This window comes from Pseudomonas citri, assembly GCF_025336485.1.
GTDB classification, from domain to species: Bacteria; Pseudomonadota; Gammaproteobacteria; order Pseudomonadales; family Pseudomonadaceae; genus Aquipseudomonas; species Aquipseudomonas citri.
The window spans coordinates 58,515-82,538 of sequence record NZ_JAODAB010000005.1 but is presented as its reverse complement, the minus strand read 5'-3'; the positions used below and the strand labels follow the sequence as shown (position 1 = coordinate 82,538).

24 protein-coding genes are annotated in these 24,024 nt (G+C 63.0%); 11 read left to right on the top strand and 13 right to left on the bottom strand.

What is annotated here, in order from left to right; genetic code table 11:
* Positions 1-189 precede the first annotated feature (189 nt).
* From dapE to N4Q37_RS07545, 3 genes are all read left to right on the top strand, one after another.
* Positions 190-1,341: a succinyl-diaminopimelate desuccinylase gene (dapE, locus tag N4Q37_RS07555; RefSeq protein WP_260956559.1), complete on the top strand. Its 1,152-nt coding sequence runs from the start codon at positions 190-192 to the stop codon at positions 1,339-1,341.
* Complete coding sequence (locus tag N4Q37_RS07550; RefSeq protein ID WP_260956557.1) at positions 1,341-2,150, top strand: putative RNA methyltransferase; 810 nt, start codon at positions 1,341-1,343, stop codon at positions 2,148-2,150. The genes dapE and N4Q37_RS07550 overlap by 1 nt, the downstream gene beginning before the upstream one ends.
* Before the next feature lie 79 nt (positions 2,151-2,229).
* Positions 2,230-2,607 (top strand): hypothetical protein, encoded by a 378-nt coding sequence (locus tag N4Q37_RS07545; RefSeq protein WP_260956555.1) that lies wholly within the window; start codon positions 2,230-2,232, stop codon positions 2,605-2,607.
* 82 nt (positions 2,608-2,689) lie between these two features.
* Here N4Q37_RS07545 and N4Q37_RS07540 read toward each other — a convergent pair whose 3' ends face one another.
* Positions 2,690-2,899 (bottom strand): cold-shock protein, encoded by a 210-nt coding sequence (locus N4Q37_RS07540; RefSeq protein ID WP_053152705.1) that lies wholly within the window; start codon positions 2,897-2,899, stop codon positions 2,690-2,692.
* 250 nt (positions 2,900-3,149) lie between these two features.
* Between N4Q37_RS07540 and plsB the strand changes: the two genes are divergently transcribed.
* From plsB to N4Q37_RS07525, 3 genes are read left to right on the top strand one after another with little or no spacing between them, the layout of a single operon-like run.
* Positions 3,150-5,651 carry a glycerol-3-phosphate 1-O-acyltransferase PlsB gene (gene plsB / locus N4Q37_RS07535; RefSeq protein ID WP_260956550.1) on the top strand — a complete coding sequence of 834 codons (2,502 nt, stop codon included), beginning with the start codon at positions 3,150-3,152 and terminating at the stop codon, positions 5,649-5,651.
* 54 nt (positions 5,652-5,705) lie between these two features.
* Positions 5,706-6,104, top strand: a complete 399-nt coding sequence (locus N4Q37_RS07530) for a YbaY family lipoprotein (RefSeq protein ID WP_260956548.1) — start codon at positions 5,706-5,708, stop codon at positions 6,102-6,104.
* 33 nt (positions 6,105-6,137) lie between these two features.
* Positions 6,138-6,827, top strand: coding sequence for a DUF4197 domain-containing protein (locus tag N4Q37_RS07525; RefSeq protein ID WP_260956546.1), 690 nt, complete (start codon positions 6,138-6,140; stop codon positions 6,825-6,827).
* 67 nt (positions 6,828-6,894) lie between these two features.
* Here N4Q37_RS07525 and N4Q37_RS07520 read toward each other — a convergent pair whose 3' ends face one another.
* Together N4Q37_RS07520 and N4Q37_RS07515 are read right to left on the bottom strand one after the other, a co-directional pair.
* Entirely contained in the window at positions 6,895-9,960 is a 3,066-nt protein-coding gene (locus N4Q37_RS07520) for an efflux RND transporter permease subunit (protein WP_260956544.1), read from the bottom strand.
* A gap of 5 nt (positions 9,961-9,965) precedes the next feature.
* Complete coding sequence (locus N4Q37_RS07515; protein WP_260956543.1) at positions 9,966-11,066, bottom strand: efflux RND transporter periplasmic adaptor subunit; 1,101 nt, start codon at positions 11,064-11,066, stop codon at positions 9,966-9,968.
* A 95-nt stretch (positions 11,067-11,161) separates the two neighbouring features.
* On the opposite strand from N4Q37_RS07515, the gene N4Q37_RS07510 reads away from it, so the two are divergent.
* Positions 11,162-11,797 carry a TetR/AcrR family transcriptional regulator gene (locus N4Q37_RS07510; RefSeq protein ID WP_260956541.1) on the top strand — a complete coding sequence of 212 codons (636 nt, stop codon included), beginning with the start codon at positions 11,162-11,164 and terminating at the stop codon, positions 11,795-11,797.
* On the opposite strand, the gene N4Q37_RS07505 is transcribed toward N4Q37_RS07510, so the two are convergent.
* Positions 11,794-12,576 (bottom strand): class I SAM-dependent methyltransferase, encoded by a 783-nt coding sequence (locus tag N4Q37_RS07505; RefSeq protein ID WP_260956539.1) that lies wholly within the window; start codon positions 12,574-12,576, stop codon positions 11,794-11,796. The genes N4Q37_RS07510 and N4Q37_RS07505 overlap by 4 nt on opposite strands.
* A 91-nt stretch (positions 12,577-12,667) precedes the next feature.
* On the opposite strand from N4Q37_RS07505, the gene N4Q37_RS07500 reads away from it, so the two are divergent.
* Positions 12,668-13,288: an energy transducer TonB gene (locus N4Q37_RS07500; protein ID WP_260956538.1), complete on the top strand. Its 621-nt coding sequence runs from the start codon at positions 12,668-12,670 to the stop codon at positions 13,286-13,288.
* A 6-nt stretch (positions 13,289-13,294) separates the two neighbouring features.
* Here the strand turns inward: N4Q37_RS07500 and N4Q37_RS07495 are convergent, their stop codons facing one another.
* The 7 genes from N4Q37_RS07495 to ppc all read right to left on the bottom strand — a co-directional run bounded on the left by N4Q37_RS07495 (position 13,295) and on the right by ppc (position 20,565).
* A complete protein-coding gene (locus tag N4Q37_RS07495) occupies positions 13,295-13,972 on the bottom strand; it encodes an extensin-like domain-containing protein (protein WP_390897912.1) in 678 nt (225 codons plus the stop codon).
* A 37-nt stretch (positions 13,973-14,009) separates the two neighbouring features.
* Positions 14,010-14,831, bottom strand: coding sequence for an isocitrate lyase/PEP mutase family protein (locus N4Q37_RS07490; RefSeq protein ID WP_260956535.1), 822 nt, complete (start codon positions 14,829-14,831; stop codon positions 14,010-14,012).
* Between the two features lie 32 nt (positions 14,832-14,863).
* Positions 14,864-15,724 carry a DUF72 domain-containing protein gene (locus N4Q37_RS07485; RefSeq protein ID WP_260956533.1) on the bottom strand — a complete coding sequence of 287 codons (861 nt, stop codon included), beginning with the start codon at positions 15,722-15,724 and terminating at the stop codon, positions 14,864-14,866.
* The gene (locus N4Q37_RS07480; RefSeq protein ID WP_260956531.1) at positions 15,724-16,032 is read right to left on the bottom strand and encodes a hypothetical protein; all 309 of its coding nucleotides are present in this window, start codon (positions 16,030-16,032) and stop codon (positions 15,724-15,726) included. The genes N4Q37_RS07485 and N4Q37_RS07480 overlap by 1 nt, the downstream gene beginning before the upstream one ends.
* A gap of 194 nt (positions 16,033-16,226) precedes the next feature.
* A complete protein-coding gene (gene tsaB, locus N4Q37_RS07475; RefSeq protein ID WP_260956529.1) occupies positions 16,227-16,904 on the bottom strand; it encodes a tRNA (adenosine(37)-N6)-threonylcarbamoyltransferase complex dimerization subunit type 1 TsaB in 678 nt (225 codons plus the stop codon).
* 93 nt (positions 16,905-16,997) lie between these two features.
* Positions 16,998-17,645, bottom strand: coding sequence for an adenylate kinase (adk, locus tag N4Q37_RS07470; RefSeq protein ID WP_260956527.1), 648 nt, complete (start codon positions 17,643-17,645; stop codon positions 16,998-17,000).
* Between the two features lie 289 nt (positions 17,646-17,934).
* Positions 17,935-20,565 (bottom strand): phosphoenolpyruvate carboxylase, encoded by a 2,631-nt coding sequence (ppc, locus tag N4Q37_RS07465; RefSeq protein ID WP_260956525.1) that lies wholly within the window; start codon positions 20,563-20,565, stop codon positions 17,935-17,937.
* 192 nt (positions 20,566-20,757) lie between these two features.
* Between ppc and N4Q37_RS07460 the strand changes: the two genes are divergently transcribed.
* The 3 genes from N4Q37_RS07460 to N4Q37_RS07450 all read left to right on the top strand — a co-directional run bounded on the left by N4Q37_RS07460 (position 20,758) and on the right by N4Q37_RS07450 (position 22,666).
* Positions 20,758-21,102: a pilin assembly protein gene (locus N4Q37_RS07460; RefSeq protein WP_260956523.1), complete on the top strand. Its 345-nt coding sequence runs from the start codon at positions 20,758-20,760 to the stop codon at positions 21,100-21,102.
* Between the two features lie 310 nt (positions 21,103-21,412).
* Entirely contained in the window at positions 21,413-21,826 is a 414-nt protein-coding gene (locus N4Q37_RS07455) for a DUF4398 domain-containing protein (RefSeq protein WP_260956521.1), read from the top strand.
* A 51-nt stretch (positions 21,827-21,877) separates the two neighbouring features.
* Positions 21,878-22,666, top strand: a complete 789-nt coding sequence (locus N4Q37_RS07450) for an OmpA family protein (RefSeq protein ID WP_260957036.1) — start codon at positions 21,878-21,880, stop codon at positions 22,664-22,666.
* Between the two features lie 72 nt (positions 22,667-22,738).
* Here the strand turns inward: N4Q37_RS07450 and N4Q37_RS07445 are convergent, their stop codons facing one another.
* On the bottom strand, positions 22,739-23,068 hold the full coding sequence (locus N4Q37_RS07445; protein ID WP_260956518.1) for a hypothetical protein: 330 nt from the start codon (positions 23,066-23,068) through the stop codon (positions 22,739-22,741).
* Complete coding sequence (locus N4Q37_RS07440) at positions 23,065-23,970, bottom strand: alpha/beta hydrolase (protein WP_260957034.1); 906 nt, start codon at positions 23,968-23,970, stop codon at positions 23,065-23,067. The genes N4Q37_RS07445 and N4Q37_RS07440 overlap by 4 nt, the downstream gene beginning before the upstream one ends.
* Between the last annotated feature and the right edge of the window lie 54 nt (positions 23,971-24,024).

Below are 24,024 nucleotides of genomic sequence, written 5' to 3'. Positions count from 1 at the left end.
ATTATAGGGCTTTGCCACGGCAATTTAAGCAAAACCTCTGTGGGAGTTCCCGCCCGCAGGATTTGTGCTCCAACTGACCAGCACCTGGGCCCATGGTGGTCGTTTTGCTATAAGATAACCGCCATTTTGCGCGAGCCCGCCCCGCGCCAGCACAAGCCTTGCGTCCATACTAATATTCCCGGAGTTTCCATGACGGCCCACGCCGACCTCTCGCCGACCCTGCAACTCGCCTGCGACCTGATCCGCCGTCCATCCGTGACCCCCGTGGATGCCGATTGCCAGAAACTGATGATGCAGCGCCTGGGCAGTGCCGGTTTCAATCTCGAGCCCATGCGCATCGAGGATGTGGATAACTTCTGGGCCAGCCATGGCAAGCACGCCGGCCCGGTGCTGTGCTTCGCCGGCCATACCGACGTCGTGCCGACCGGCCCGGTGCAGGCCTGGCAGCTCGATCCGTTCGACGCGGTCATCGATGAACACGGCATGCTCTGCGGCCGAGGCGCGGCGGACATGAAAGGCAGCCTGGCGGCCATGGTGGTGGCGGCCGAGCGCTTCGTCGCCGACTACCCGGACCACAAGGGTTCGATCGCCTTCCTGATCACCAGCGACGAAGAAGGCCCGGCCCACCACGGCACCAAGGCCGTGGTCGAACGCCTCAAGGCCCGCAACGAACGGCTGGACTGGTGCATCGTCGGCGAGCCATCGAGCACCACCCTGGTGGGTGACGTGGTCAAGAACGGCCGGCGTGGTTCCCTCGGCGCCAAACTGACCGTGCGTGGCAAACAAGGTCACGTGGCTTATCCGCACCTGGCAAAGAACCCGATCCACCTGGCCGCTGCGGCCCTGGCCGAACTGGCCGCCGAGCATTGGGACCACGGCAACGACTTCTTTCCACCCACCAGCTTCCAGATCTCCAACCTCAACGCCGGCACCGGCGCGACCAACGTGATTCCCGGCGAGCTGGTGGCGGTATTCAACTTCCGCTTCTCGACCGAATCCACCGTCGAAGGCCTGCAACAACGCGTCGCCGACATTCTCGACAAGCATCAACTGGACTGGCACATCGACTGGGCGCTGTCGGGCCTACCGTTCCTCACCGAACCGGGGGCGCTGCTGGATGCCGTGTCGTCGAGCATCAAGGACGTCACCGGTCGCGAAACCCATGCCTCTACCAGTGGCGGCACCTCCGACGGTCGCTTCATCGCCACCATGGGCACCCAGGTCGTGGAACTGGGGCCGGTCAACGCGACCATCCACCAGGTCAACGAACGCGTGCTGGCGGCCGATCTCGACGTACTGACCGAGATCTACTACAAGACCCTGATCAAGTTGCTCGCCTGATGCTCGCTTGCCCGATCTGCAGTGAACCGCTCAACGCGGTGGACAATGGCGTGGTATGCCCGGCCGGGCATCGGTTCGACCGCGCACGCCAGGGTTACCTGAACCTGCTGCCGGTGCAGCACAAGAACAGCCGCGACCCAGGCGACAACCAGGCCATGGTCCAGGCCCGTCGCGACTTTCTCAACGCCGGGCATTACGCCCCGGTGGCCCGGCGCCTGGCGGAATTGGCCGCCGAGCGCGCACCCGGGCGCTGGCTGGACATCGGCTGTGGCGAGGGTTACTACACCGCGCAGATCGCCGAGGCGCTGCCCCAGGCCGACGGTTATGCCCTGGACATTTCCCGCGAGGCGGTCAAGCGCGCCTGTAAGCGCAACCCGCGGTTGACCTGGTTGATCGCCAGCATGGCCCGGGTACCGCTGGCGGACGGCTGCTGCCAGTTTTTGGCCAGCGTGTTCAGCCCGCTGGACTGGCAAGAAGCCAAACGCCTGCTCAGCCCCGGCGGCGGCTTGATGAAAGTCGGCCCGACTCGCGGGCACCTGATGGAGCTGCGCGAGCGACTGTACGACGAAGTACGCGAATACACCGATGACAAGCACCTGGCCCTGGTGCCGCCGGGCATGGTGCTGGATCACAGCGAAACCCTCGAATTCAAGCTGACGCTCGACAATGGCCTGGACCGCGCCAACCTGCTGGCCATGACGCCCCACGGCTGGCGCGCCAGCGCCGAACGCCGCGCCAGCGTGATCGAGCAGGTCGAGCCGTTCGAGGTCACGGTGTCGATGCGCTACGATTATTTCGTTCTTCAATAATTAACCTGGGGCCTCGGGCAATCGCCTGGGGCCAGTTAAATCCGCGAATGGATTTTTCAAGACCGCAGTGAGGACATCCATGCGCCAACCCGATATCGAGATTTACCTCAAGGACGCCGACGTCGACCACAAGGCCATCGCCGCCTGGCTCGGCCAGGCCCTGGGACCGTGCAGCGCATGGGTACAAAAAGGCCAGACCTACAAATGCAAGGCTGGCAGCGTTCCGGTGACCTGGCTACCCAAGGCCGTGGGCAAATGGAACAGCCTGTACCTGGAAAGCGACCAGACCCCATGGGAAGACGACATCGCCTGCGCCCGCGCCGCCTTCGCCGCACTGAATGTCGAAGTACGCTGCGCACCGGGTTCGTGGGTAGAAGAAGAGGATGAAGCGGCGGCGGATCGCTGGATTCGCATCAGTGCCGATGGGGAAGAAGAGATTACCTGGAGGACGGCGTGACGCGGCCAGTTCCAATGTAAAAACAGCCCCCAGTGGGAGCAAGCTTGCTCCCACTGGGGTTTACGATGACTTCAAGTGCAGGTTACAACCCCACCACATCCTCAGCCTGCAAACCCTTCTGACCTTCCACCACCGCGTATTCGACCTTCTGGCCTTCAGTCAGGGAACGGTGGCCCTCGCCGCGGATCGCGCGGTAGTGCACGAATACATCCGCCCCACCTTCGCGCTGGATGAAGCCGTAGCCTTTTGCGTCGTTGAACCACTTCACGTTGCCGGTTTCGCGTGCTGCCATGATGCTCACTCCCATTTCTTATTTTTAAGTCAGCTTCTGCCCCACTTCAGCAGGCAGGGCTGTACGAACTTTCGCCGCCGTCCAACCGTCCCAGTGGAAAGCGGAGGCAGCCAGCCGCCCGAGTATATGTCAGACACAAAAACTCTCAACTGACTTTACTTCGGTGCAGTTTTGCCGATTTTCGACGAATCCGGCACACTGGCGACCTTTCGGGCAGCCGCTCGATTCCATTCACTCACGCAGAAGCCGTATGACCCGCTCTCCGCTCCGCCGTCTTGTATTCGGCACCCTGCGCCGCCTGCTGTACCTGTGGGTTCGCTCCGAGACGATCAACCACTCGTCCCTGACCCTCAACCTCGACCGCAGCCGCCCGGTGTTCTACGTCCTGCAAGATCCCTCGATCACGGACCTGGCGGTGCTCGACCGCGAATGCACCAAGGCCGGCCTACCCCGTCCGGTGCTGCCAGTCTCGGTGGGCAACCTGCTGGAGCCGGCGGCGTTTTTCTACCTGACACCAGCACCCGACTGGCTCGGTCGCCAGGACAAACGTGGCGCACCGCCGACCCTGAAACGACTGGTCGACGCCCTCACCCACAACGTGGCCGAAGACGCGCAGATCATTCCGGTCAGTGTGTTCTGGGGCCAGTCGCCCGACAGCGAGTCCAGCCCGTGGAAACTGTTGTTCGCCGACAGTTGGGCGGTCACCGGGCGCCTGCGCCGCTTGTTGAGCATCATGATTCTGGGGCGCAAGACCCGCGTGCAGTTCTCCGCGCCGATCCACGTGCGTGCATTGATCGAGCACGACAAGGGCCACGAGCGCACCGTGCGCATGGCACAGCGGATCCTGCGGATGCACTTTCGCAACGCGAAAGCGGCCGTCATCGGTCCCGACATTTCTCACCGGCGCAACCTGGTCAAGGGGCTGCTGAACCAGCCACTGGTCCGCCAGGCGATCGCCGAAGAAGCCGAACGGGAAAAAATCTCCGCCGAAAAGGCCAAGGCCCAGGCCCTGCGCTACGGCAACGAGATCGCCTCGGACTACACCTACACCGCGATCCGCTTCCTGGAAGTGGTACTGAGTTGGTTCTGGAACAAGATCTACGACGGCATCAAGGTCAACCACATCGAGAGCGTGCAGAACGTCGCCCCCGGCCACGAAGTCATCTATGTACCGTGCCACCGCAGCCATATCGACTACCTGCTGCTGTCGTATCTGCTGTTTCGCAACGGCCTGACGCCACCGCACATCGCCGCCGGGATCAACCTCAACATGCCGGTGATCGGCAGCCTGCTGCGCCGTGGCGGGGCGTTCTTCATGCGCCGCACCTTCAAGGGCAATCCACTCTACACCGCCGTGTTCAACGAATACCTGCACACGCTGTTCACCAAGGGTTTCCCGGTGGAGTACTTCGTCGAGGGCGGCCGTTCGCGCACCGGGCGCATGCTGCAACCCAAGACCGGCATGCTCGCCATCACCTTGCGCAGTTTCCTGCGCTCCTCGCGCACGCCCATCGTCTTCGTGCCGGTCTACATCGGCTATGAGCGAGTGCTGGAAGGCCGTACTTACCTGGGTGAATTGCGCGGTGCCAGCAAGAAGAAAGAATCGATCTTCGACATCTTCAAGGTCATCGGCGCCCTCAAGCAGCGTTTCGGCCAGGTGGCGGTGAACTTCGGCGAACCGATCAAGCTGGCGCAATTCCTCGACGACGAACAGCCCGGCTGGCGCGAGCAAGACCTCGGCCCGCAATTCAAACCGGCCTGGCTCAACGCGACCACCCACCGCCTCGGCGAGCGCGTCGCCCGCCACCTGAACGAAGCCGCGGCCATCAACCCGGTCAACCTCGTCGCCCTGGCATTGCTCTCCACCAGCCGCCTGGCCCTGGACGACCAGGCCATGGCACGCGTGCTGGACCTGTACCTGGCGCTGCTGCGCAAAGTGCCCTACTCGCCGCATACCACGCTGCCCGAAGGCGACGGCCAGGCGTTGATCGAACATGTGAAGGGCATGGACCTGCTGTCGGAACAGAACGACGCCCTGGGCAAGATCCTGTACCTGGACGAACAGAACGCGGTGCTGATGACCTACTACCGCAACAACGTCCTGCATATCTTTGCGCTGCCGGCCTTGCTCGCCAGCTTCTTCCAGAGCAGCTCGCGCATGAGCCGCGAGCAGATCCTGCGCTACACCCGCGCCTTGTACCCGTACCTGCAATCGGAGCTGTTCATTCGCTGGTCGCTGGAGGAGTTGGATGCGGTGGTCGACCAATGGCTCGAAGCGTTCGTCGAGCAAGGCCTGTTGCGTTTCGAAGACCAGGTGTACTTGCGCCCGGCCCCGAGTTCGCGGCACTTCGTGCTGCTGACCCTGCTGTCGAAAAGCATTGCCCAGACCCTGCAACGCTTCTACATGAGCGTCTCGCTATTGCTCAACAGTGGCCAGAACAGTCTCAGTGCCGAGGAACTGGAAGATCTCTGCACCGTGATGGCCCAGCGCCTATCGATCCTGCATGGCCTCAACGCACCGGAGTTCTTCGACAAGAGCCTGTTCCGCCACTTCATCCAGACGATGCTGGACCTCGACGTGCTGCGCCGGGACGAAGCCGGCAAGCTAAGCTATCACCCCATGCTGGGCGAACTGGCCGAAGGCGCGGCCAAGCGGGTGCTGCCGGCGGAGATTCGCCTGTCGATTCGCCAGGTGGCGTTGCAGCGCAATGAAGACACGGCGCAGCAGGTCGCCCCGGCGGCCCAGGACTGATTCCCACGGGTGCCGTGTCTTTCTGCGGCGCCGTTTCCAACAAGGAAAAACACCATGAAAAAACTTCTTCTCATCACCGTTGCCGCGCTGCTCAGCGCCTGTTCCAGCGCGCCACTGGCGGGCAAGCACAGCCTCGACGGCGAGGTGTTCTACCTGCAACGTATCGCCCTGCCACCGGGAGCCACCTTGAGCGTGAGCCTGCAGGACGTTTCCCTGGCCGATGCGCCGGCAACGGTGCTCGACGAACAGAGCGGTCCAGTCAAGGGCCAGGTCCCACTGCCGTTCCACCTCACTTATGATCCGACCCAGGTCAAGCCCGGGCATCGTTATGCCGTGAGCGCCCGGATCGAAGTGGACGGCCAGTTGATGTTCATCACCACCGAACAACACACCGTGCAACTCGATGGCAAGGATCCGCAGCCATTGAAGATCCGCGTCAACGCCGCACACTGATTACTTTTTCCACCTGTTCTCAAGGACGCCATCATGTTCCGCTCTACCCTCCGCTTCACCGGCCTGTGCGCGGGCCTGCTGATCTGTGCCAACGCCATGGCCCTGTCCCTCGGCGATCTCTCGCAGACGGACGCCACGGGTGGCCTCAAGGACGCACTGACCCAAGGTGCGCAAGTGGCCGTCAAGCAACTGGGCACGCCCGGCGGTTTCAGCAACAACCCGGATGTGAAGATCGAATTGCCAGGCAAACTCGGCAAGGTCGCCAGCAAGATGAAGGCCTTCGGCATGGGCGAGCAGGTCGATCAGTTGGAAACCAGCATGAACCAGGCCGCCGAAGCGGCCGTAGTGCAGGCCCAGCCGATCCTGGTCAACGCCGTGAAGAACATGAGCGTGAGCGATGCCAAGGGCATCTTGAGCGGCGGTAACGACTCGGCCACGCAATACCTGGACAAGAGCAGCCGCGAGCAGATCCGCGTCAAGTTCCTGCCCATCGTCAAGCAAGCCACCGACAAGGTCGGCCTGGCCCAGAAATACAACGCCTTCGCCGGCCAGGCCGCCACGTTCGGCGTGCTGGACGCCAAGAGCGCCAACATCGAGAACTACGTGACCGAACAAGCGCTCGACGGCCTGTTCGAGATGATCGGCAAGCAGGAAGCGACCATTCGCAAGAACCCGGCAGCAGCGGCGACGAGTTTGGCGAAGAAGGTTTTCGGCAGCCTCTAAAACCCTACGAAAAACCTGTGGCGAGGGAGCTTGCTCCCTCGCCACAGGTTTGGTGTGCGCCTGTTGATCAGGTTTTCTTGACCCTGAACCACGCCGCATACAACGCCGGCAGGAACAACAGCGTCAGCGCCGTCGCCACGATCAGCCCGCCCATGATCGCCACGGCCATCGGACCGAAGAACAGACTGCGCGACAGCGGGATCATCGCCAGCACCGCCGCCAGGGCGGTCAGCACGATTGGCCGGAAGCGCCGCACCGTCGCTTCGATGATCGCCTGCCAGGGCGCCAGCCCCGCCTTGATGTCCTGTTCGATCTGATCCACCAGGATCACCGAGTTACGCATGATCATCCCTGACAAGGCGATGGTGCCGAGCATGGCGACGAAGCCGAACGGTTGGCGGAACACCAACAGGAACAGCGTGACACCGATCAGCCCCAGGGGCGCGGTGAGGAACACCATGGCCGTGCGCGAGAAACTGCGCAGTTGCACCATCAATAAGGTCAGCACCACGACGATGAACAACGGCACGCCAGCGTTTACCGATTTCTGTCCGCGGGTCGAATCCTCGACCGTACCGCCCACTTCCAGCAAATAGCCGTCCGGCAACTCGGCGCGAATCGGCTCCAGGGTTGGGAAGATCTGTTGCACCAGCGTCGCCGGTTGCTCCTTGCCATAGATGTCAGCCCGAACGGTCACGCTCGGCAGGCGATTACGGTGCCAGATCACCCCCTCTTCGAAGCCATACTCCAGTGTCGCGATCTGCGACAGCGCTACGCTCTGGCCATTATTGGTGGGGACCGCCAGGCTCGGCAGTCGAGACAGTTCAGTACGTTCGTGCACCGTGCCGCGCAGCAGGATCTCGATCAGCTCGTTATCTTCCCGATACTGGCTGACGCTGGACCCGGTCAGGGAACTGCGCAGGAAGCTCGCCAGATGGGTGGTGCTCACGCCCAAGGCGCGCGCCCGGTCCTGGTCGATATTCAGGTAGACCACCTTGCTCGGTTCTTCCCAGTCCAGGTGCACATTGCTCACGTAGGGGTTCTCGCGGACCTTTATCGCCACCTTGCGCGCCAGGGCCCGGACTACCTCGATGTGCTCGCCCGTTATGCGAAACTGCACCGGGTAACCCACCGGCGGACCGTTTTCCAGGCGCGTGACCCGCGAGCGCAGGGTCGGGAACTGCTCGTTCAACGTGCCGATCAGCCAACTGCGCAACTGCTCACGGTCTTCGATGGTCTTGGCCAGTACGACGAACTGGGCGAAGCTGGGCGCCGGCAGCTGTTGATCCAGCGGCAAATAGAAACGCGGAGAGCCAGTGCCGACGTAGGCCACGTAATTGTCGATGCCCACATGGTCCTTGAGCAGCGCTTCCAGGCGCTTGACCTGCTCGGCGGTGCTGGTCAGCGAGGCGCCTTCCTCCAGTTTCAGGTCGACCATCAGTTCCAGTCGCCCGGACGCCGGGAAAAACTGCTGCGGCACGAAGCGGAACAGCACCACCGAGCCTACGAACAGCAACACCGTCAGGGCGATGACGGTCTTGCGGCGGCGCACGCACCATTCCACCATCCGCCGCACCCGCTGGTAAAACGGCGTGCCATAAGGGTCGGTCTGGCCGTCAGCCGTGCCGTGTTTGGCCGCATGAATTTTCGCCAGGTCCGGCAGGAGTTTCTCCCCCAGGTACGGCACGAACACCACGGCGGCGACCCAGGACGCCAACAGCGCGAGGGTCACCACCTGGAAAATCGAACGGGTGTATTCGCCGGTGCCCGATTGCGCGGTGGCGATCGGCAGGAAGCCGGCCGCGGTGATCAGCGTACCGGTGAGCATCGGGAACGCCGTGCTGGTCCAGGCAAAACTGGCCGCCTTGATCCGGTCGAAGCCCTGCTCCATCTTGATCGCCATCATCTCCACCGCAATGATCGCGTCGTCCACCAGAAGCCCCAGTGCCAACACGAGCGCGCCAAGGGAGATCTTGTGCAGGCCGATGCCCAGGTAGTACATCGCCGCGAAAGTCATCGCCAGCACCAGCGGGATCGCCAGGGCCACCACCATGCCGGTGCGCAGCCCGAGAGAGAAGAAGCTCACCAGCAAGACGATCGTCAGCGCTTCCACCAGCACCTGGACGAACTCACCGACGCCTGTCTTCACCGCCGCCGGCTGGTCCGACACCTTGCGCAGTTGCATGCCCGCCGGCAGCGTGTCCTGGATACGGGAAAACTCCATTTCCAAAGCCTTGCCCAGGATCAGGATGTCGCCGCCCTCCTTCATCGCCACGGCCAGGCCAATGGCATCTTCGCCCATGAAACGCATGCGTGGCGCCGGTGGTTCGTTGAAGCCGCGCCGGACATCGGCCACATCGCTGATACGGAATGTCCGGTCGGCGACGCGGATGGGGAAGTCGCGGATTTCTTCCACGCTGCGGAAATTACCCGAGACCCGCAATTGCACCCGCTCGCTGCCGGTCTCGAAGAAGCCGGCGGTCGACACCGCATTCTGCTCCTCAAGAGCTTGCTGGACCGCCGCCAAGGGCAGGCCGAGGGTCGCCAGCTTGACGTTCGACAGTTCGATCCAGATTTTCTCGTCCTGCAGACCGAGCAGTTCGACCTTGCCTACATCCTTGACCCGCTGGAGCTGGATCTGGACGCGATCGGCGTAGTCCTTGAGCACGGCGTAGTCGAAACCTTCACCAGTCAGCGCATAGATGTTGCCGAAGGTGGTGCCGAATTCGTCGTTGAAGAACGGCCCCTGGATGCCCGGCGGCAAGGTGTGGCGGATGTCCGCGACCTTCTTGCGGATCTGATACCACAACTCCGGGATCTGCGCCGAATGCAGGGAGTCACGGGCCATGAACGTCACTTGGGACTCGCCCGGGCGGGAAAACGAGACGATCCGCTCGTAATCGCCGGTTTCCATCAGTTTCTTTTCGATGCGTTCGGAGACCTGTCGGGAGACTTCCTCGGCCGTCGCCCCCGGCCAGTTGGTGGTGATCACCATGGCCTTGAACGTGAACGGCGGGTCTTCGCTCTGACCCAGCTTGGTGTAGGAAAGCGCGCCGACCATAGCCAGCAACAGCATCAGGAACAGTACGATCTGGCGATTGCGCAACGCCCATTCGGAAAGGTTGAAACCCATCGGGACTACTCCTTGACCGCCAGGTTGACCACGCGGTTGGAGCGATCCACCGGCCGCACCTGCTGGCCGTCGAGGAGCACATGCACGCCGGCGGCCACGACCCAGTCATTGGGGGCCAGGCCTTCGAGCACCGGAACGGTCTTTTCGCCGAAGGCACCGACCCGCACCGGGACCTTTCTCAGCGTGTTGTTGGCGTTGACCACCCACACGTAGGTGGCGCCATTCTCGGCCGTGAGGGCTGAAAGCGGCACGGACAACGGCACCTTGTCGACGACCTGGATAAACACCCGGGCGCTCTGGCCCAGCTCAGCCGGAACGCTGGCGGCGGTGAAGGCCACGCGGGCGGCAAAGGTACGCGATTTGGGATCGGCGGCCGGCGAGAGTTCGCGAATATGGCCACTGAAACGCCGGTCGGGCTGGCTCCACAGCTCCACCGAGACAGGCTGGCCGATCTTGAACCGGCCGATACTCTGCTCCGGCAGGCTGATCAGCACTTCGCGCTCGCCGTCGGTGGCCAGGGTAAACACCGTTTGACCGGCAGACACCACTTGCCCGACTTCCACCAAGCGTCGCGCGACCACGCCATCCTGGGGCGCACGCAACACCGAATAGCTGGCCTGGTTACTGGCAACGTCGAACTCAGCCTTGATCTGCTTGAGCCGCGCAGCACCGGCGCGATACAGATTTTCGGCATTGTCGTACTGCGAGCGACTGACCATCTGCCGCTCCATCAGGGTCTTGTAGCGATCACGCTCGGCCCGCACCAGGTTCAGGTTCGCCTCGGCGGCCGCGACTTGGGCGCGGCTGGCTTCCAATTGCAGGCGCACATCCTCGGGATCGAGCTCGGCCAACGGCTGGTTGGCCTTGACCCGCTGGCCCTCTTCGACCAGTCGTCGGCTCACCTTGCCGCCAATGCGAAAGGCCAGGTCCGGCTCGAAACGGGCACGGACCTCACCGGGATAACTGTCCATCGCCTGGGTCGACGGCTCCGGCTGCACGACCATGGCGGGGCGTACGGTGACGGCCGCCGGTTCCTCATGACCGCACGCAGACAATAAAAAAGCCAGGCTGACTGGCAAAGCGAGGGGCAGGGCATAGCGGAACATGACGAGAGACCTTTCGCTAAGGACACTTTGAATATTTATACTGACGGGTATGTTATTAATAGCAAACTCACCAGTCCAGTATTAAAAGTCAAGTAATGTCGAACAATCCAACACCTCCTGCCGGGCCGGGTCGTCCCAAGGATCTGGCCAAGCGCCAGGCCATTCTCGACGCGGCAAAGCACCTGTTCACAAGCCTGGGCTACGCCAACACCAGCATGGACGCCGTCGCCACCGAGGCCGGGGTCTCGAAGCTGACGGTCTACAACCACTTCAACGACAAGGAGACGTTGTTTTCCGCCGCCGTGATCGCCAAATGCGAGGAGCAGGTGCCGCCGCTTTTCTTCGAATGGCCGGATGGCGTTCCGATCGAACAGGTGCTGCTGAATATCGCCCGGGGCTTCCACCAGTTGGTCAACAGCGAAGAGTCAGTAAACCTGCATCGCTTGATCATGGCCTTGGGCAGCCAGGACCCGAAACTCTCGACGATTTTCTATGAGGCCGGCCCGCAGCGAATGCTCTCGGGCATGGAGCGACTGCTGGCCAAGGTCCATCAGAGCGGCGCCCTGGACATCGGCAAGCCGCTGCATGCGGCCGAGCATTTTTTCTGCCTGATCAAGGGCGCGGCGAATTTCCGGCTGTTGTATGGCTGCGCCCCGCCGCTGCCACCTGAAGCAGCCGAGGCCCATGTGCGGGAGGTGGTGGGGTTGTTCATGCGGGCGTACAGAGCCTAGGGTTTGAGCGCTTTCTTCGGGTAGATGTCATAGCGGCTGGACTTGCCCTCGAGCCCATGGCTGGGCTTTGGCCCTTCGATGCAGGGGGCCTTGCGCGGGCGCTTGACCACCACGCGGTGAGTCGCCAGGGCCAGGGCGGCGGCCAACAGTTGCGCAGCGTCCGGATCATCACCCACCAACGGGCGGAACAGGCGCATTTCCTTCTTTACCAGGGCGGTTTTCTCACGATGGGGAAACATCGGGTCGAGGTAGATCACCTGCGGCGGCTCGCCTTCCCATTGGCGCATCACCTCGATGGCATTGCCCTTGAGTAAACGCATGCGGGCCACGATCGGTGCCACGTCGAAATCTTCTGCACCACGGGCCAAGCCATCTTCCAGCAGCGCACCAATCAGTGGCTGGCGCTCGATCAGGGTCATTTCGCAGCCCAGGCTGGCCAGCACGAACGCGTCCTTGCCCAACCCGGCCGTGGCATCCAGCACCTGCGGCCGCACGCCCTGGGCAATACCGACCGCCTTGGCGATCATCTGCCCATTGCCACCGCCATACAAACGCCGATGAGCCGCCCCGCCCTCGACGAAATCGACCCGTACCGGCCCCGGCGCATCCGGACCCAGTTGCTGCAATTGCAGCCCTTGCTCACCCACCTGCAAGGCAAATTCGCCGTCGTCCACTTGCATCGGCAAGCCAAGCTGTCCGGCCCAGTGTTCGGCCTGCGCCTGGAAAGCCGGGGCCAGGGCCTCGACATGGATGCGGCAGGCCGCGGGTTGCTCACTCATGAAAACACGCTCAAAAAATTAAGGATCGGCAAAAACGGCCGATAACAACGGTGAACGGCATTTTGCCAGAGCTGAGCGTCGACCGAGAAAAATGTCAGACATTCAATCCCCATTGATAGGCGTGATCTCCCCCTACGGCGATTACAGCCTGCGCAACACCCAGGCGCTGAGCGGCGTCAGTCACCTGTGGCAGGATTTCTTTGCCCGGGCCCTGGCCGATCAACTGGGTGAAAACGCGCCGGCGCCTGGCAGCTACCAGCCAGTGCCGCTCGATGAGGCTGTTGAACCGACCCTCGGCGCCGAACTGCTGGACCACATCGTCAGCCAACGCACGTGCGACGTTACCGAAACCCAGGTCAAGCCGCCTGAGCCGCTCTTCCTGCCGATCGCCGAGTTCGAACTCGACTTGCTGGACAAGCCCTTCCCGCCCTTCCCGCCGGAAGAAATCGCCGCCCAGCAGAAGCAGCAGAATTTCGAAAGCCATTGGGTTCGTCCTACCGTCCTCGCCGCCGGCCAGCCGCTGCCGGAGCCGGGCCCAGCGCCCCAGCCACGACCTTTGCACCTGCCGATCGCCGAATTCGAACTGGACCTGCTGGACAAGCCGTTCCCGCCGTTCCCGCAGGAAGAATTGGTGGCGCAGCAGAAACAACTGGACTTCGACACCCGCTGGGCACGCCCGATCGTGCTGCAGAACCTGCGCATCGCCGCCTGATCCTGATCAGCGACAGATCCACCAAGGCCCCACATCCAAGTGAAAATGGTTGCGGTGCGCCGCGTTGTAGTCAGGGCTCAACACCACACTGAACATGTCGCAGGCACCGTCGCGCACCTGACGCAGGAACTGCGCATCGGCGTTGTCTTTCGGCCAGTCCCTGAGCACGCTGACCGTGCGGCCATTGGCCAGGCGAAACCCGGCGATGTCCAGCGCACTGGCCGTGGCGTGCTGGCTGCGCGAGCCGCTCTCCCGACCGTACATGTTGCGACAGGCAAAGCTGCCCAGGTGGTCGACCCGCGTCACGGCCTGCCCGTAGGCCGCCGCAGCCGCCGGTTGCAGCGTATGGTGCTCGAACAATGCGTACGCCACCGCCAGCGGGCAACTGGCCAGGAAGCTGCTGCTCAGCGCCACTTCGCCGCCCTGTACCCGCAGCACGTTGGTCAGCGGGCAATCGCTATTGACGCCACTGTCAGCCTGGCGCGCGACCCGCAGCCGCGACGTGGCGAGGGCCTGGTCACACAGCTGCGGGTCGTTGCGCAGGGCCATCAACTTGAAGCGGGTCAGCCAGTTGGGGGGAACCCGGACGTCCAGGGGCGCCCAGGGATTCCACTGCGGCGGCAGCACCAGCCAACCACGCCAGACGCCCAGCACTGCGACACCCACGAGCAGTGCCAGGACCATGAAACCTTTCAAGAACCGCACGACAACGCCTCTGGCATCAACCCTTGAACAATTGGTTGGCCTGCTTGAACGGCATCGAGCGGCGAGTGAAGGTGAACGTGCCCTGCTGCTGGATTTCCTCGGCGGCGCGGAAGAACTCGCCATACGCCGCCAACGCCAGGGCTGAGCCGACACTGATGCGCTTGACGCCCAGCTCGCTCAACTGGGCGACGGTCAGGTCCAGCGCTCCGGACATCAACACATTCACCGGCTTCGGCGCCACGGCCTGCACCACCGCCAGCACTTGCCCGGCGGTGTTCAGCCCCGGCGCGTAGAGCACGTCGGCCCCCGCATCCGCGAAGGCTTTCAGGCGGCGAATGGTGTCGTCCAGGTCGGGATTGCCGTGCAGGAAGTTTTCCGCCCGGGCCGTCAGCAGGAAGGGATATGGCAAACTGCGCACGGCCTCGGCGGCGGCCTTGACCCGCGCCACGGCGTGGTCGAAGCAATAGATCGGGCTGGCTTCACGCCCGGTGGCGTCCTCGATCGAACCACCCACCGCACCGGCCTCTGCAGCATAGAGCAGGTTACGGGCACAGTCCTCGGGCGCATCGGCAAAACCGTTTTCCAGGTCGACGGCCACCGGCAAGTCAGTGGCGGCGACAATTGCCCGAACGTTCGCCAGGGTGTCTTCCAGGCCTAATGCACCATCAGGTCGCGCCAGGGAAAACGCGTGGCCGGCACTGGTGGTCGCCAGGGCCTCGAAGCCGAGGCTGGCGAGCATCTTGGCTGACCCGGCGTCCCATGGGTTGGGAATGACAAAAGCCCCTTCGCGTTCGTGCAAGGCCTTGAACGCCTGGGCTCGACGGGTTTGCGCATCCATGAAGTCGCTCCTGAGCAAAGAAGGGTTACGCCTCAGAGCAAACCCAGTTGCTCGACGGCGGGCTCTCTATATAGCTCAGGCAGCGCCGGCAAGCCAGGCAATCGGCTCATCAGTCGGCGGTGAAAATGCTGCGCGAGTTTCGCCGCCAACAGGTTGTCGGCGGTGTGCAGGAAGATATACGGCGTGCGTCCCTCTTCGATCCAGCCGGCGATTTTCTCTACCCAGGGCGTGAGGAACGGCTCGTTGGCTTCCAGCACCGGATGGCCGATGAAGCGCACTTGTGGACATTGGGTGAATGCCGTCGGCCGAGGCGGCACCCGCGGCTTTTTCGATTGGGCGTGGAGCACGGAAGGCTCGGTCGAGGTGCAATTGAACAACGCCCGAGGGTCGAGGCAGATGCGTTCGATGCCGCGATCGAGCAACAGTCGATTGAGCTGCCGTTCGGCGTCGCCCTTGGCAAAGAATTCGTCGTGGCGTACCTCTACGGCCAGGGGCCGCTCAAAGGCGTCGATGAACCCCGCCAATTCCGGCAGTCGCTGCGGGGTGAAGGCCTTGGACAGTTGCAACCAGAACGGCGTGACCCGCGCGCCCAAGGGGCTGAGTAACTGCACAAAGGTTTCGGCGGCCGTCAGTTGCTCGCGCAGGTCACCGTTATGACTGATGTCGCCGGGCAGCTTGGCGGTGAAGCGAAAGTCCGCGGGCATGGTCTCGGCCCAACGCTGCACGACCGTCGCAGAGGGGCTGGCGTAGAAAGTCGTGTTGCCTTCCACGGCGTTGAAGACTTGCGAATACAAGTTCAGGAAGTCGGTGCTTTTGGCGTCCTGGGGATAAAGGTAATCGCGCCAGGCGGGTTCGCTCCAGGACGGACAGCCCAGGTAATAAGGCAAACCCATCAGATGTAGAGGTCGAGCCCCAGCACTTCCATGTCCCAATCGACGAAGCCTGCGGTGCTCAGGTAGCTGGCCAGGGCGGTGGCCACGCTGCGGGTCATGGCGCGGTGGTAAATCATGTCTTGCTGGCGGGCGGGAAGATTGCTCAGGCGTTGCGCTGAAGCCTTGGCGGCGCGGGCGGCCAGTTGTTCTTCGGACGGAGCTTCCAGTTCGCCATCAATGTCGTCGAACGACTCAGGTTCAGCGACCTTGCTTGCGCGAGGCTTGCGCTTGATGGGGTAAGACTGGGAGGAAACGCCGTCTATACGCATGACAAAATGCTCGGTATTGATGATGGCAATTTAGCGGCACTTTCGTATCCGCGCAAATGCGCAAGTGCAAACTAGAACACATAAAGCCAAAAAGGTTTAAAAACGGGGTAAAAAAATGACGACTGGTAATATTGGGTGTGACTTTTAGGGGGAGAGCCACAACTGTGCTCGCTTGAATGCTCGTCGCGGTCGCGTTATCGCTCGGACTTGGGTGTTGCCACCTTGTCCCGCAGGTACACCGGCTGCGCCTGGTCCGCCGGGATGGCTTCGCCGCGGGCCCAGGCGAAACGTGCCAGGGTGAGCAAGTCTTCGGCATGGGGCAGCATTGAGGCGTCCTGACCGACGAGGCTGGCACCGATGCGTTCGCCATAGCCCCAACCGGTACCGGCGCCAAACCAATCGCCGCTGGCATCGCCCGGCAATGCCGCCGCTTCGGGCGGCAACACCGCTTCGCAGCCCACCAGGCGCATCTCGCCGTCGGTTTCGCGGTAGCAGCCCCAGTAGACTTCATCCATGCGCGCATCGATGGCCGCCGCGACCTGACGGGCACCGTGTTCACGCAATGCGCGCTGGGCCAGCACCGCCAGGTTGGACACCGGCAGCACCGGGCGATCCAGCGCAAACGCCAAGCCCTGCACCACGCCAATGGCAATGCGCACGCCCGTGAACGCGCCGGGCCCGCGGCCGAAGGCAATCGCCTCCACCGCCTGCAAGGTCGTCCCGGCATCGCTGAGCAGTTGCTGGATCATCGGCAACAGCTTCTGGGCATGCAGGCGCGGAATCACCTCGTAATGGCTCGTGACCTTGCCGTCGTGCAGCAAGGCAACGGAGCAAGCTTCGGTTGCGGTGTCCAGGGCCAGCAAGGTGCTCATCGGTGTGTCCGTAGATCAAGTGAAAAAAGTGCGCCAGTATAAACAACTACGGCCCGCAAGCGGGCCGTAGTTCAGTGCAGCGGATCAGACTTTTCAGCTCAGCGCTTCGAGTACCTTGCCGGTGATCGCATCGACCGAGCCAACACCCGGGATGTGGCTGTACTTGGGCTTGCCCTTGTCGGCGGACAGGTTCTTATAGAAGTCCACCAACGGCTTGGTCTGGGAATGGTAGACCGACAGGCGATGACGCACGGTTTCTTCCGTATCGTCCTTGCGCTGCACCAGTTCTTCACCACTGACGTCGTCCTTGCCGGCAACCTTCGGTGGGTTATACACGATGTGGTAGACGCGGCCGGAAGCCTCGTGGACGCGACGGCCAGCGATGCGCTGGACGATTTCTTCGTCGTCAACGGCGATCTCGACCACGTGGTCAAGCTCCACGCCAGCAGTCACCAGGGCTTCGGCCTGGGGAATGGTGCGCGGGAAACCATCGAACAGGAAGCCGTTGGCGCAATCGGCTTGAGCGATGCGATCCTTGACCAGGGCGATGATCAGGTCATCCGACACCAGGCCGCCGGCATCCATGATGCTCTTGGCCTTGACGCCCAGCTCGGTGCCAGCCTTGACCGCGGCACGCAGCATGTCGCCAGTGGAGATTTGCGGGATACCGAATTTTTCGGTGATGAACTTAGCCTGAGTACCTTTACCGGCCCCGGGAGCTCCCAGCAGAATGACGCGCATCGATGTGCTCCTCAATTTTTTTATGTAAAACGCTCGGATTCGCCTCGTGGGGCCAATCTCGGAAAACTGGATCGCGGCCGCCCAAACGGCCAAGGGCTGCTCAAGATACACAGCAGGCCCGACCCACACAAGCCGCCGAAAGTCGGAGGAACCCCCACCCGACGCGACCTTTGGACGAGGTGGCGAAAGTCGCAACCAAGCAACGGGTTGTCGCCTGGCCGACCGGTTTCGCCCCCGATAAACAACACCCGTCGATGCCGGGTGAGCCGTTTCGGCTCGCTGATCGCCATCAGCCGGTGTTGCGCAAACCGGCGGCAATGCCTGCCACAGACACCAGCAGCGCCTGTTCTACGGGGCTGCCCTGGGCCACACCCTGCTGCCGCGAACGGGCCAGCAGTTCGGCCTGCAACAGGTGCAACGGGTCCAGGTAGGTGTTGCGCAAGCGAATGAATTCCAGGGTTTCTGGGCTATGTGCCAGTAGCTGCGACTGACCGGTCAACCCCAGGACCACGGCGCAGGCCTGCGACAATAGGTCGCGTAAATGCGCACCCAAAGGCAACAGTCCAGGTTCGACCAGACGCTCGTCGTAGGAACGCGCGATATCGGCGTCGGCCTTGGCCAACACCATCTCCAGCATGTCGATGCGCGTGCGGAAGAACGGCCATTGCTCGCGCATTTCGCCCAGCAACTGGCCCTCGCCGCGCTCCAACGCCTTACCCAGGGCGGTTTCCCAGCCGAGCCAGGCCGGCAACATCAAGCGCGTCTGGGTCCAGCCGAAGATCCACGGGATCGCTCGCAAGCTTTCGATGCCCCCGGCCCGGCGCTTGGCCGGCCGGCTGCCCAGGGGCAGCCGGCCGAGCTCCTGCTCCGGCGTGGACTGGCGGAAGTACTCGACGAATTGCGGATTTTCCCGCACCACCGCGCGATAGGCGCTGACGCCGTCGGCCGCCAGCTCATCCATCAGATGCCGCCACTGCGGCGTAGGCGGCGGCGGTGGCAGCAAGGTGGCTTCCAGCACCGCCGCGAGATAGAGGTTGAGGTTCTGTTCGGCGATGTCCGAGAGCCCGAACTTGAAGCGAATCATCTCGCCCTGTTCAGTGGTACGGAAACGCCCCGCCACCGAGCCCGGCGGTTGCGACAGGATCGCCGCATGGGCCGGACCGCCGCCACGCCCCACGGTGCCGCCGCGACCGTGGAACAACAGCAACTCGACCTGTTGCTCGCGGCAGATCTCCACCAATCGTTCCTGGGCCCGATACTGCGCCCAGGCCGCCGCCGTGGTGCCAGCATCCTTGGCCGAATCGGAATAGCCGATCATCACTTCCTGGGGACCTTGCAGGCGCGAACGATAACCCGGCAGCAGCAACAACCGCTCGATCACCGGCCCGGCGTTGTCGAGGTCGGCCAGGGTTTCGAACAGCGGCACCACCCGCATCGGCCGCAACACGCCGGCCTCTTTCAACAGCAACTGCACCGCCAGGACATCGGAAGCCGCACCGGCCATGGAGATCACGTAGGAGCCCAGGGATGCCGCAGGCGCCGCGGCCACTTCCCGGCACGTGGCCAGGACTTCCGCGGTATCGGCCGATGGCTTGAAATGCGCCGGCAGCAGCGGACGCCGGTTGTTCAATTCGCCCAGCAGGAAGCCGATGCGCTGCTCCTCGTTCCAGTCCTCATAGCGCCCCAGGCCCAGGTAATCGGTGATTTCCGTCATGGCCGCGCTGTGGCGCGTCGAATCCTGGCGTACATCGAGCCGGACGAGGAACAAACCGAAGGTCACTGCCCGGCGCAGGCAGTCGAGCAGCGGCCCGTCGGCGATCACGCCCATGCCACATTCATGCAGCGACTGGTAGCACAGCTCCAGCGGGTCCAACAGTTCACGATTGCTTTGCAACACGTCGGCAGGCGCCGGGATACTGGCTTTCAAGGCAGCCTGGGCCCAGTTGCGCGTGGCCCGCAGGCGCTCACGCAATTGCTTGAGCACCGCACGATAAGGTTCGGCGCTGTCGCCGGCCTGGGCACGCAGGGCTTCGCTGGCTTTTTGCATCGACAGCTCGCCGGCCAGGTGGTCGATGTCGCGCAGGTACAGGTCAGCCGCCATCCATCGCGCCAGCAGCAGCACTTCACGGGTGACCGCGGCAGTGACATTCGGGTTGCCGTCACGGTCGCCGCCCATCCACGAGGCAAAGCGGATCGGTGCGGCCTCCAGCGGCAGGCGCAGCCCCGTGGCGGCCAGCAAGGCCTGGTCGGCCTTGCGCAGGTAATTGGGAATGGCCTGCCAGAGCGAATGCTCGATCACCGCGAAGCCCCATTTGGCTTCGTCCACGGGCGTCGGCCGGGTGCGGCGGATTTCCTCGGTGTGCCAGGCCTCGGCGATCAACCGTTGCAGCCGCTGGTGGATCTGCGCGCGTTCGGCGCCGGTCAGGTCGCGATGGTCCTGGGCGGCCAGTTGCGCGGCGATGGCGTCGTACTTCTGGATCAAGGTACGCCGCGCCACCTCCGTGGGGTGGGCAGTGAGGACCAGCTCGATTTCCAGTCGCCCCAATTGCCGCGCCAGGGACTCGGCCCCGTGCCCCTCGGCCCGCAGCCGGGCGAGCAGTTCAGGCAGCACGCGTGACTCGAACGGTGCCGGCTGCGACTCTTCGCGGCGGTGGATCAACTGGTACTGCTCGGCGATGTTCGCCAGGTTGAGAAACTGGTTGAACGCGCGGGCCACTGGCAGCAATTCATCCTCGCTCAACTGGTTCAGGCTGGCGCTGAGCTCGGCGTCCATGGAACCGCGTCGATCGGCCTTGGCGCCCTTGCGGATCTGCTCGATCTTGTCGAGAAAGGTGTCCCCGTACTGGTCGCGAATGGTGTTGCCCAGCAACTCACCGAGCAGGTGGACATCCTCGCGCAGGCGGGCATCGATATCGGTCATCAGCAGTTCTCCAGCAAAAGGTCCGGACAGCAATCGGTTGAGACGCAGGAGATAGAGAGTGCCGATGCCCGTCGCTGATGACAAGCGACGAAGGGTCTTTAAACCTTGTAGGACGAAGCTAGTCTCATGAATAGGCCACACAACGGCTTGCCACTCACCGCGCCTGCCACGAGCAGGCTTAATGAGGCCATCATGAAAATCCGCGAGCTTGCCCAGCATTGGGAAGAAAACGCCAAGGGCCACCTGACCCAGACTGGCTACACCATTCACCTGGACGTGGAAGCCGCCGCGCGACTGGCGGCGATCTGCGACATGTACCCCAAACGCCACCCGGAGGAACTGCTGGGCGAACTGATCGGCGCGGCCCTGGAAGAGCTGGAGGCCAGCTTCCCCTACATCAAGGGCTCGCAAGTCGTCGCCACCGATGAAGAAGGCGACCCGCTGTACGAAGACGTGGGGCCGACGCCGCGATTCCTTGCGTTGTCCCGCCGTCACCTGCACGAACTCAGCGCGCAGAACGACAAAGCCAAGCACTGATTGATGAGTAGGAGTTGCCGAGCGAAACGAGGCGGCTCCTACTCGCGCGCCCTGCCTAAAAACACCTGCCTGCTGATGCCGGGAATACCGCTGCACGCCTTGAAAGTTCAGCTTTTCTGGCGCTGACCGCTCAGTCAGCAATTCTTTTGGCGAATGGCCATCTTCTCTGAACTTTTGAAAAACGCCCCGGGTCACACCGAGTAACCATACTGGAACGGCCGTTTAAATAAACGCGCCCTGGCGCCCGCGCCAAAACAGACGTCACGGCTTCGGTCCCAGCATGGATGTGTCGTTTTTCAGGAGATTTCCAATGGAGTTGAAGCCTATGAATACCTGCACTGCCAAACCCTCATCCACAGGCCTGCGCGGTTTGAAATTGGCTGCCCTGGCCATCGGTAGCAGCTTCATCCTGGCCGGTTGTGCCGGCAACCCACCTTCGGAGCAGTACGCCGTGACGCAATCAGCGGTCAACAGTGCCGTCAGCGCCGGTGGTACCGAATTCGCCGCGGTGGAAATGAAGTCGGCCCAGGACAAGCTCAAGCAGGCCGAACTCGCCATGCATGACAAAAAGTATGACGAAGCGCGGCGTCTGGCCGAGCAGGCCGAATGGGATGCCCGCGTCGCCGAGCGCAAGGCCCAGGCCGCCAAGGCCGAACAGGCACTCAAGGATTCCCAGAAAGGGGTTCAGGAACTGCGTCAGGAAGGCATGAACAAGGTTCAGTAAAGCGTTCACGCCACGACGCAATGCTCATTGATAAAAGGACGACAGATTATGATGCACAAACATTTGATGATGCCCGCCCTGCTGGCCGCCTGTGTCGCGCTGGCCGCTTGCTCCTCCGACCCGAACGCGAACCTGGAGCAGGCCCGCACCAACTACAACGGCTTGCAGGCTGACCCGGCCGCCACCAAGGTTGCCGCCCTGGAAACCAAGGATGCTGCCGACTACCTGGCCAAGGCCGACCAGGCCTACCAGGACAAGGAAGACGAGGCCAAGGTCGATCAACTGGCCTACCTGACCAACCAGCGCGTCGAAGTGGCCAAACAGACCATCGCCCTGCGCAACGCCGAAGCCGAGTTGAAAAACGCCGGCGACGAACGCGCCCGGGCACTGCTCGACGCGCGTAACGCGCAGATCAAGCAACTGCAAGACAGCCTCAACGCCAAGCAGACCGAGCGCGGCACGCTGGTGACGTTCGGTGACGTGCTGTTTGCCACCAACAAGTCCGAGCTGCGCGCCAGCGGCATAGCCAACGTGAACAAACTGGCGCAATTCCTCCAGGAAAATCCGGACCGCAAGGTGATCGTCGAAGGCTACACCGACAGCACCGGTTCGGACTCCTACAACCAGTCGCTGTCCGAACGCCGCGCCAGCTCAGTGCGTACCGCCCTGGTGAAAATGGGCGTCGACCCGGCCCGCATCGTGATCCAGGGTTACGGCAAGGAATTCCCGGTGGCTGATAACGGCAGCGTCTCGGGCCGTGCCATGAACCGCCGGGTGGAAGTGACCATCTCCAACGACAACCAGCCGGTGGTCCCGCGTTCGAGCCTGAGCGCGAACTGACCAGTCGGCTGCGACGAAAAAGCCCCGCCGGGTGTGCCCGGGCGGGGCTTTTTCGTCACCGAATCAATCGAATTACGGCTGCAGCTTCTGCGGCGTTTCCTGGCCCATGCACCGCACCGCGCGTTTCTTGTCGTTGACCAGCACGCCGGTCAGGCCTTTCTGTTCGGTGTCGAACAACACCAGCACGCCGTCGACACACTGGGCCACCTGGGTCGCCGGTTCCAGGGAGACCTTGTAGTCCTCGCCCGGCACGGTCTTGAGCATGGTGAACTCATTGAGCAGCAACGCATCCTCGGGCTTGGCGAAGTGCAAGTAGCCGTAGTACCACAGCACCGCAACGGTGCCGAGGATGGTGCAGATACCGGTGATGATCAGGGGGATGGCGTTACGTTCTTCGCTCATTGCGGACTCTCTGGTGATTCAACGGGTAATTTCGGGTAATTCGGGACTTCGCCCAGGCGGCGCAGGCCGTCGAAGTGGCTGGGGTCGTCCAGGTAGCGCAGCATCACGGCTCGCCAGGTCGGGTCGGCGAACGTCTGCACGTGCCCGCCGCGGGTCAGTTGCAGGACCCTCGGCGGGGGCGCAGCTTGATACAGACGGATGCCGTTGGAAAGCGGCACGATGGGATCGTCGAGGCTGTGGTAGATCAATTTCGGCACGCTGGTCAATTGCGTCATGGAACTGATCGCGCTGTCGCCGTCCGGCACCAGCCAGGACAGCGGCACCTGGAATGGCCAGGTCGCCCAAGAGGTGCTCAGGGCGAAACGTCCGACCTCGCGATAACTGGCCGGCACGCCGTCGAGCACCAGGGCCTTGAGTTGGCGCTGGCGCTGTGGATGCTCCACCAGGTAATGCACCGCCAACGCGCCACCGAGGCTCTGGCCAAGCAGCACCAGCGGCTTGCCCTGGACCTCGGGCGACTGGTCGAGCCATTGGAACGCCGCGTCGATGTCCTGGTAGATCGCCGGCAGCCCCGGCTCGCCTTCAGACACCCCGTAGCCACGGTAATCGACCATCAACACTTGGTAGCCCTGCTCCGGCAACCACCAGCTCCCACCCAGGTGCCAGGCCAGGTTACCGCCATTGCCATGCAGGTGCAGCACCGTCCCCTTGACCGCCACGCCCGATTTCACCGGCAGCCACCAGCCGCGCAATTTCAGGCCATCGGCGGTGGTCAGGGTAACGTCGCGATACTCGAGCTTCGCCCGCTCCGGGGTGAACGGCAGGCCGCGTTCGGGGTAGAACAGCAGGGAGCTGCAGCCGTTGAGGGCCAGCAGCAGGAACATGATGCCGAGGGTTCGCATCCGGTTGAAACCTCGTAAGTCAGACATTAAAAGCACTCTCCCTGTGGAGCGAGC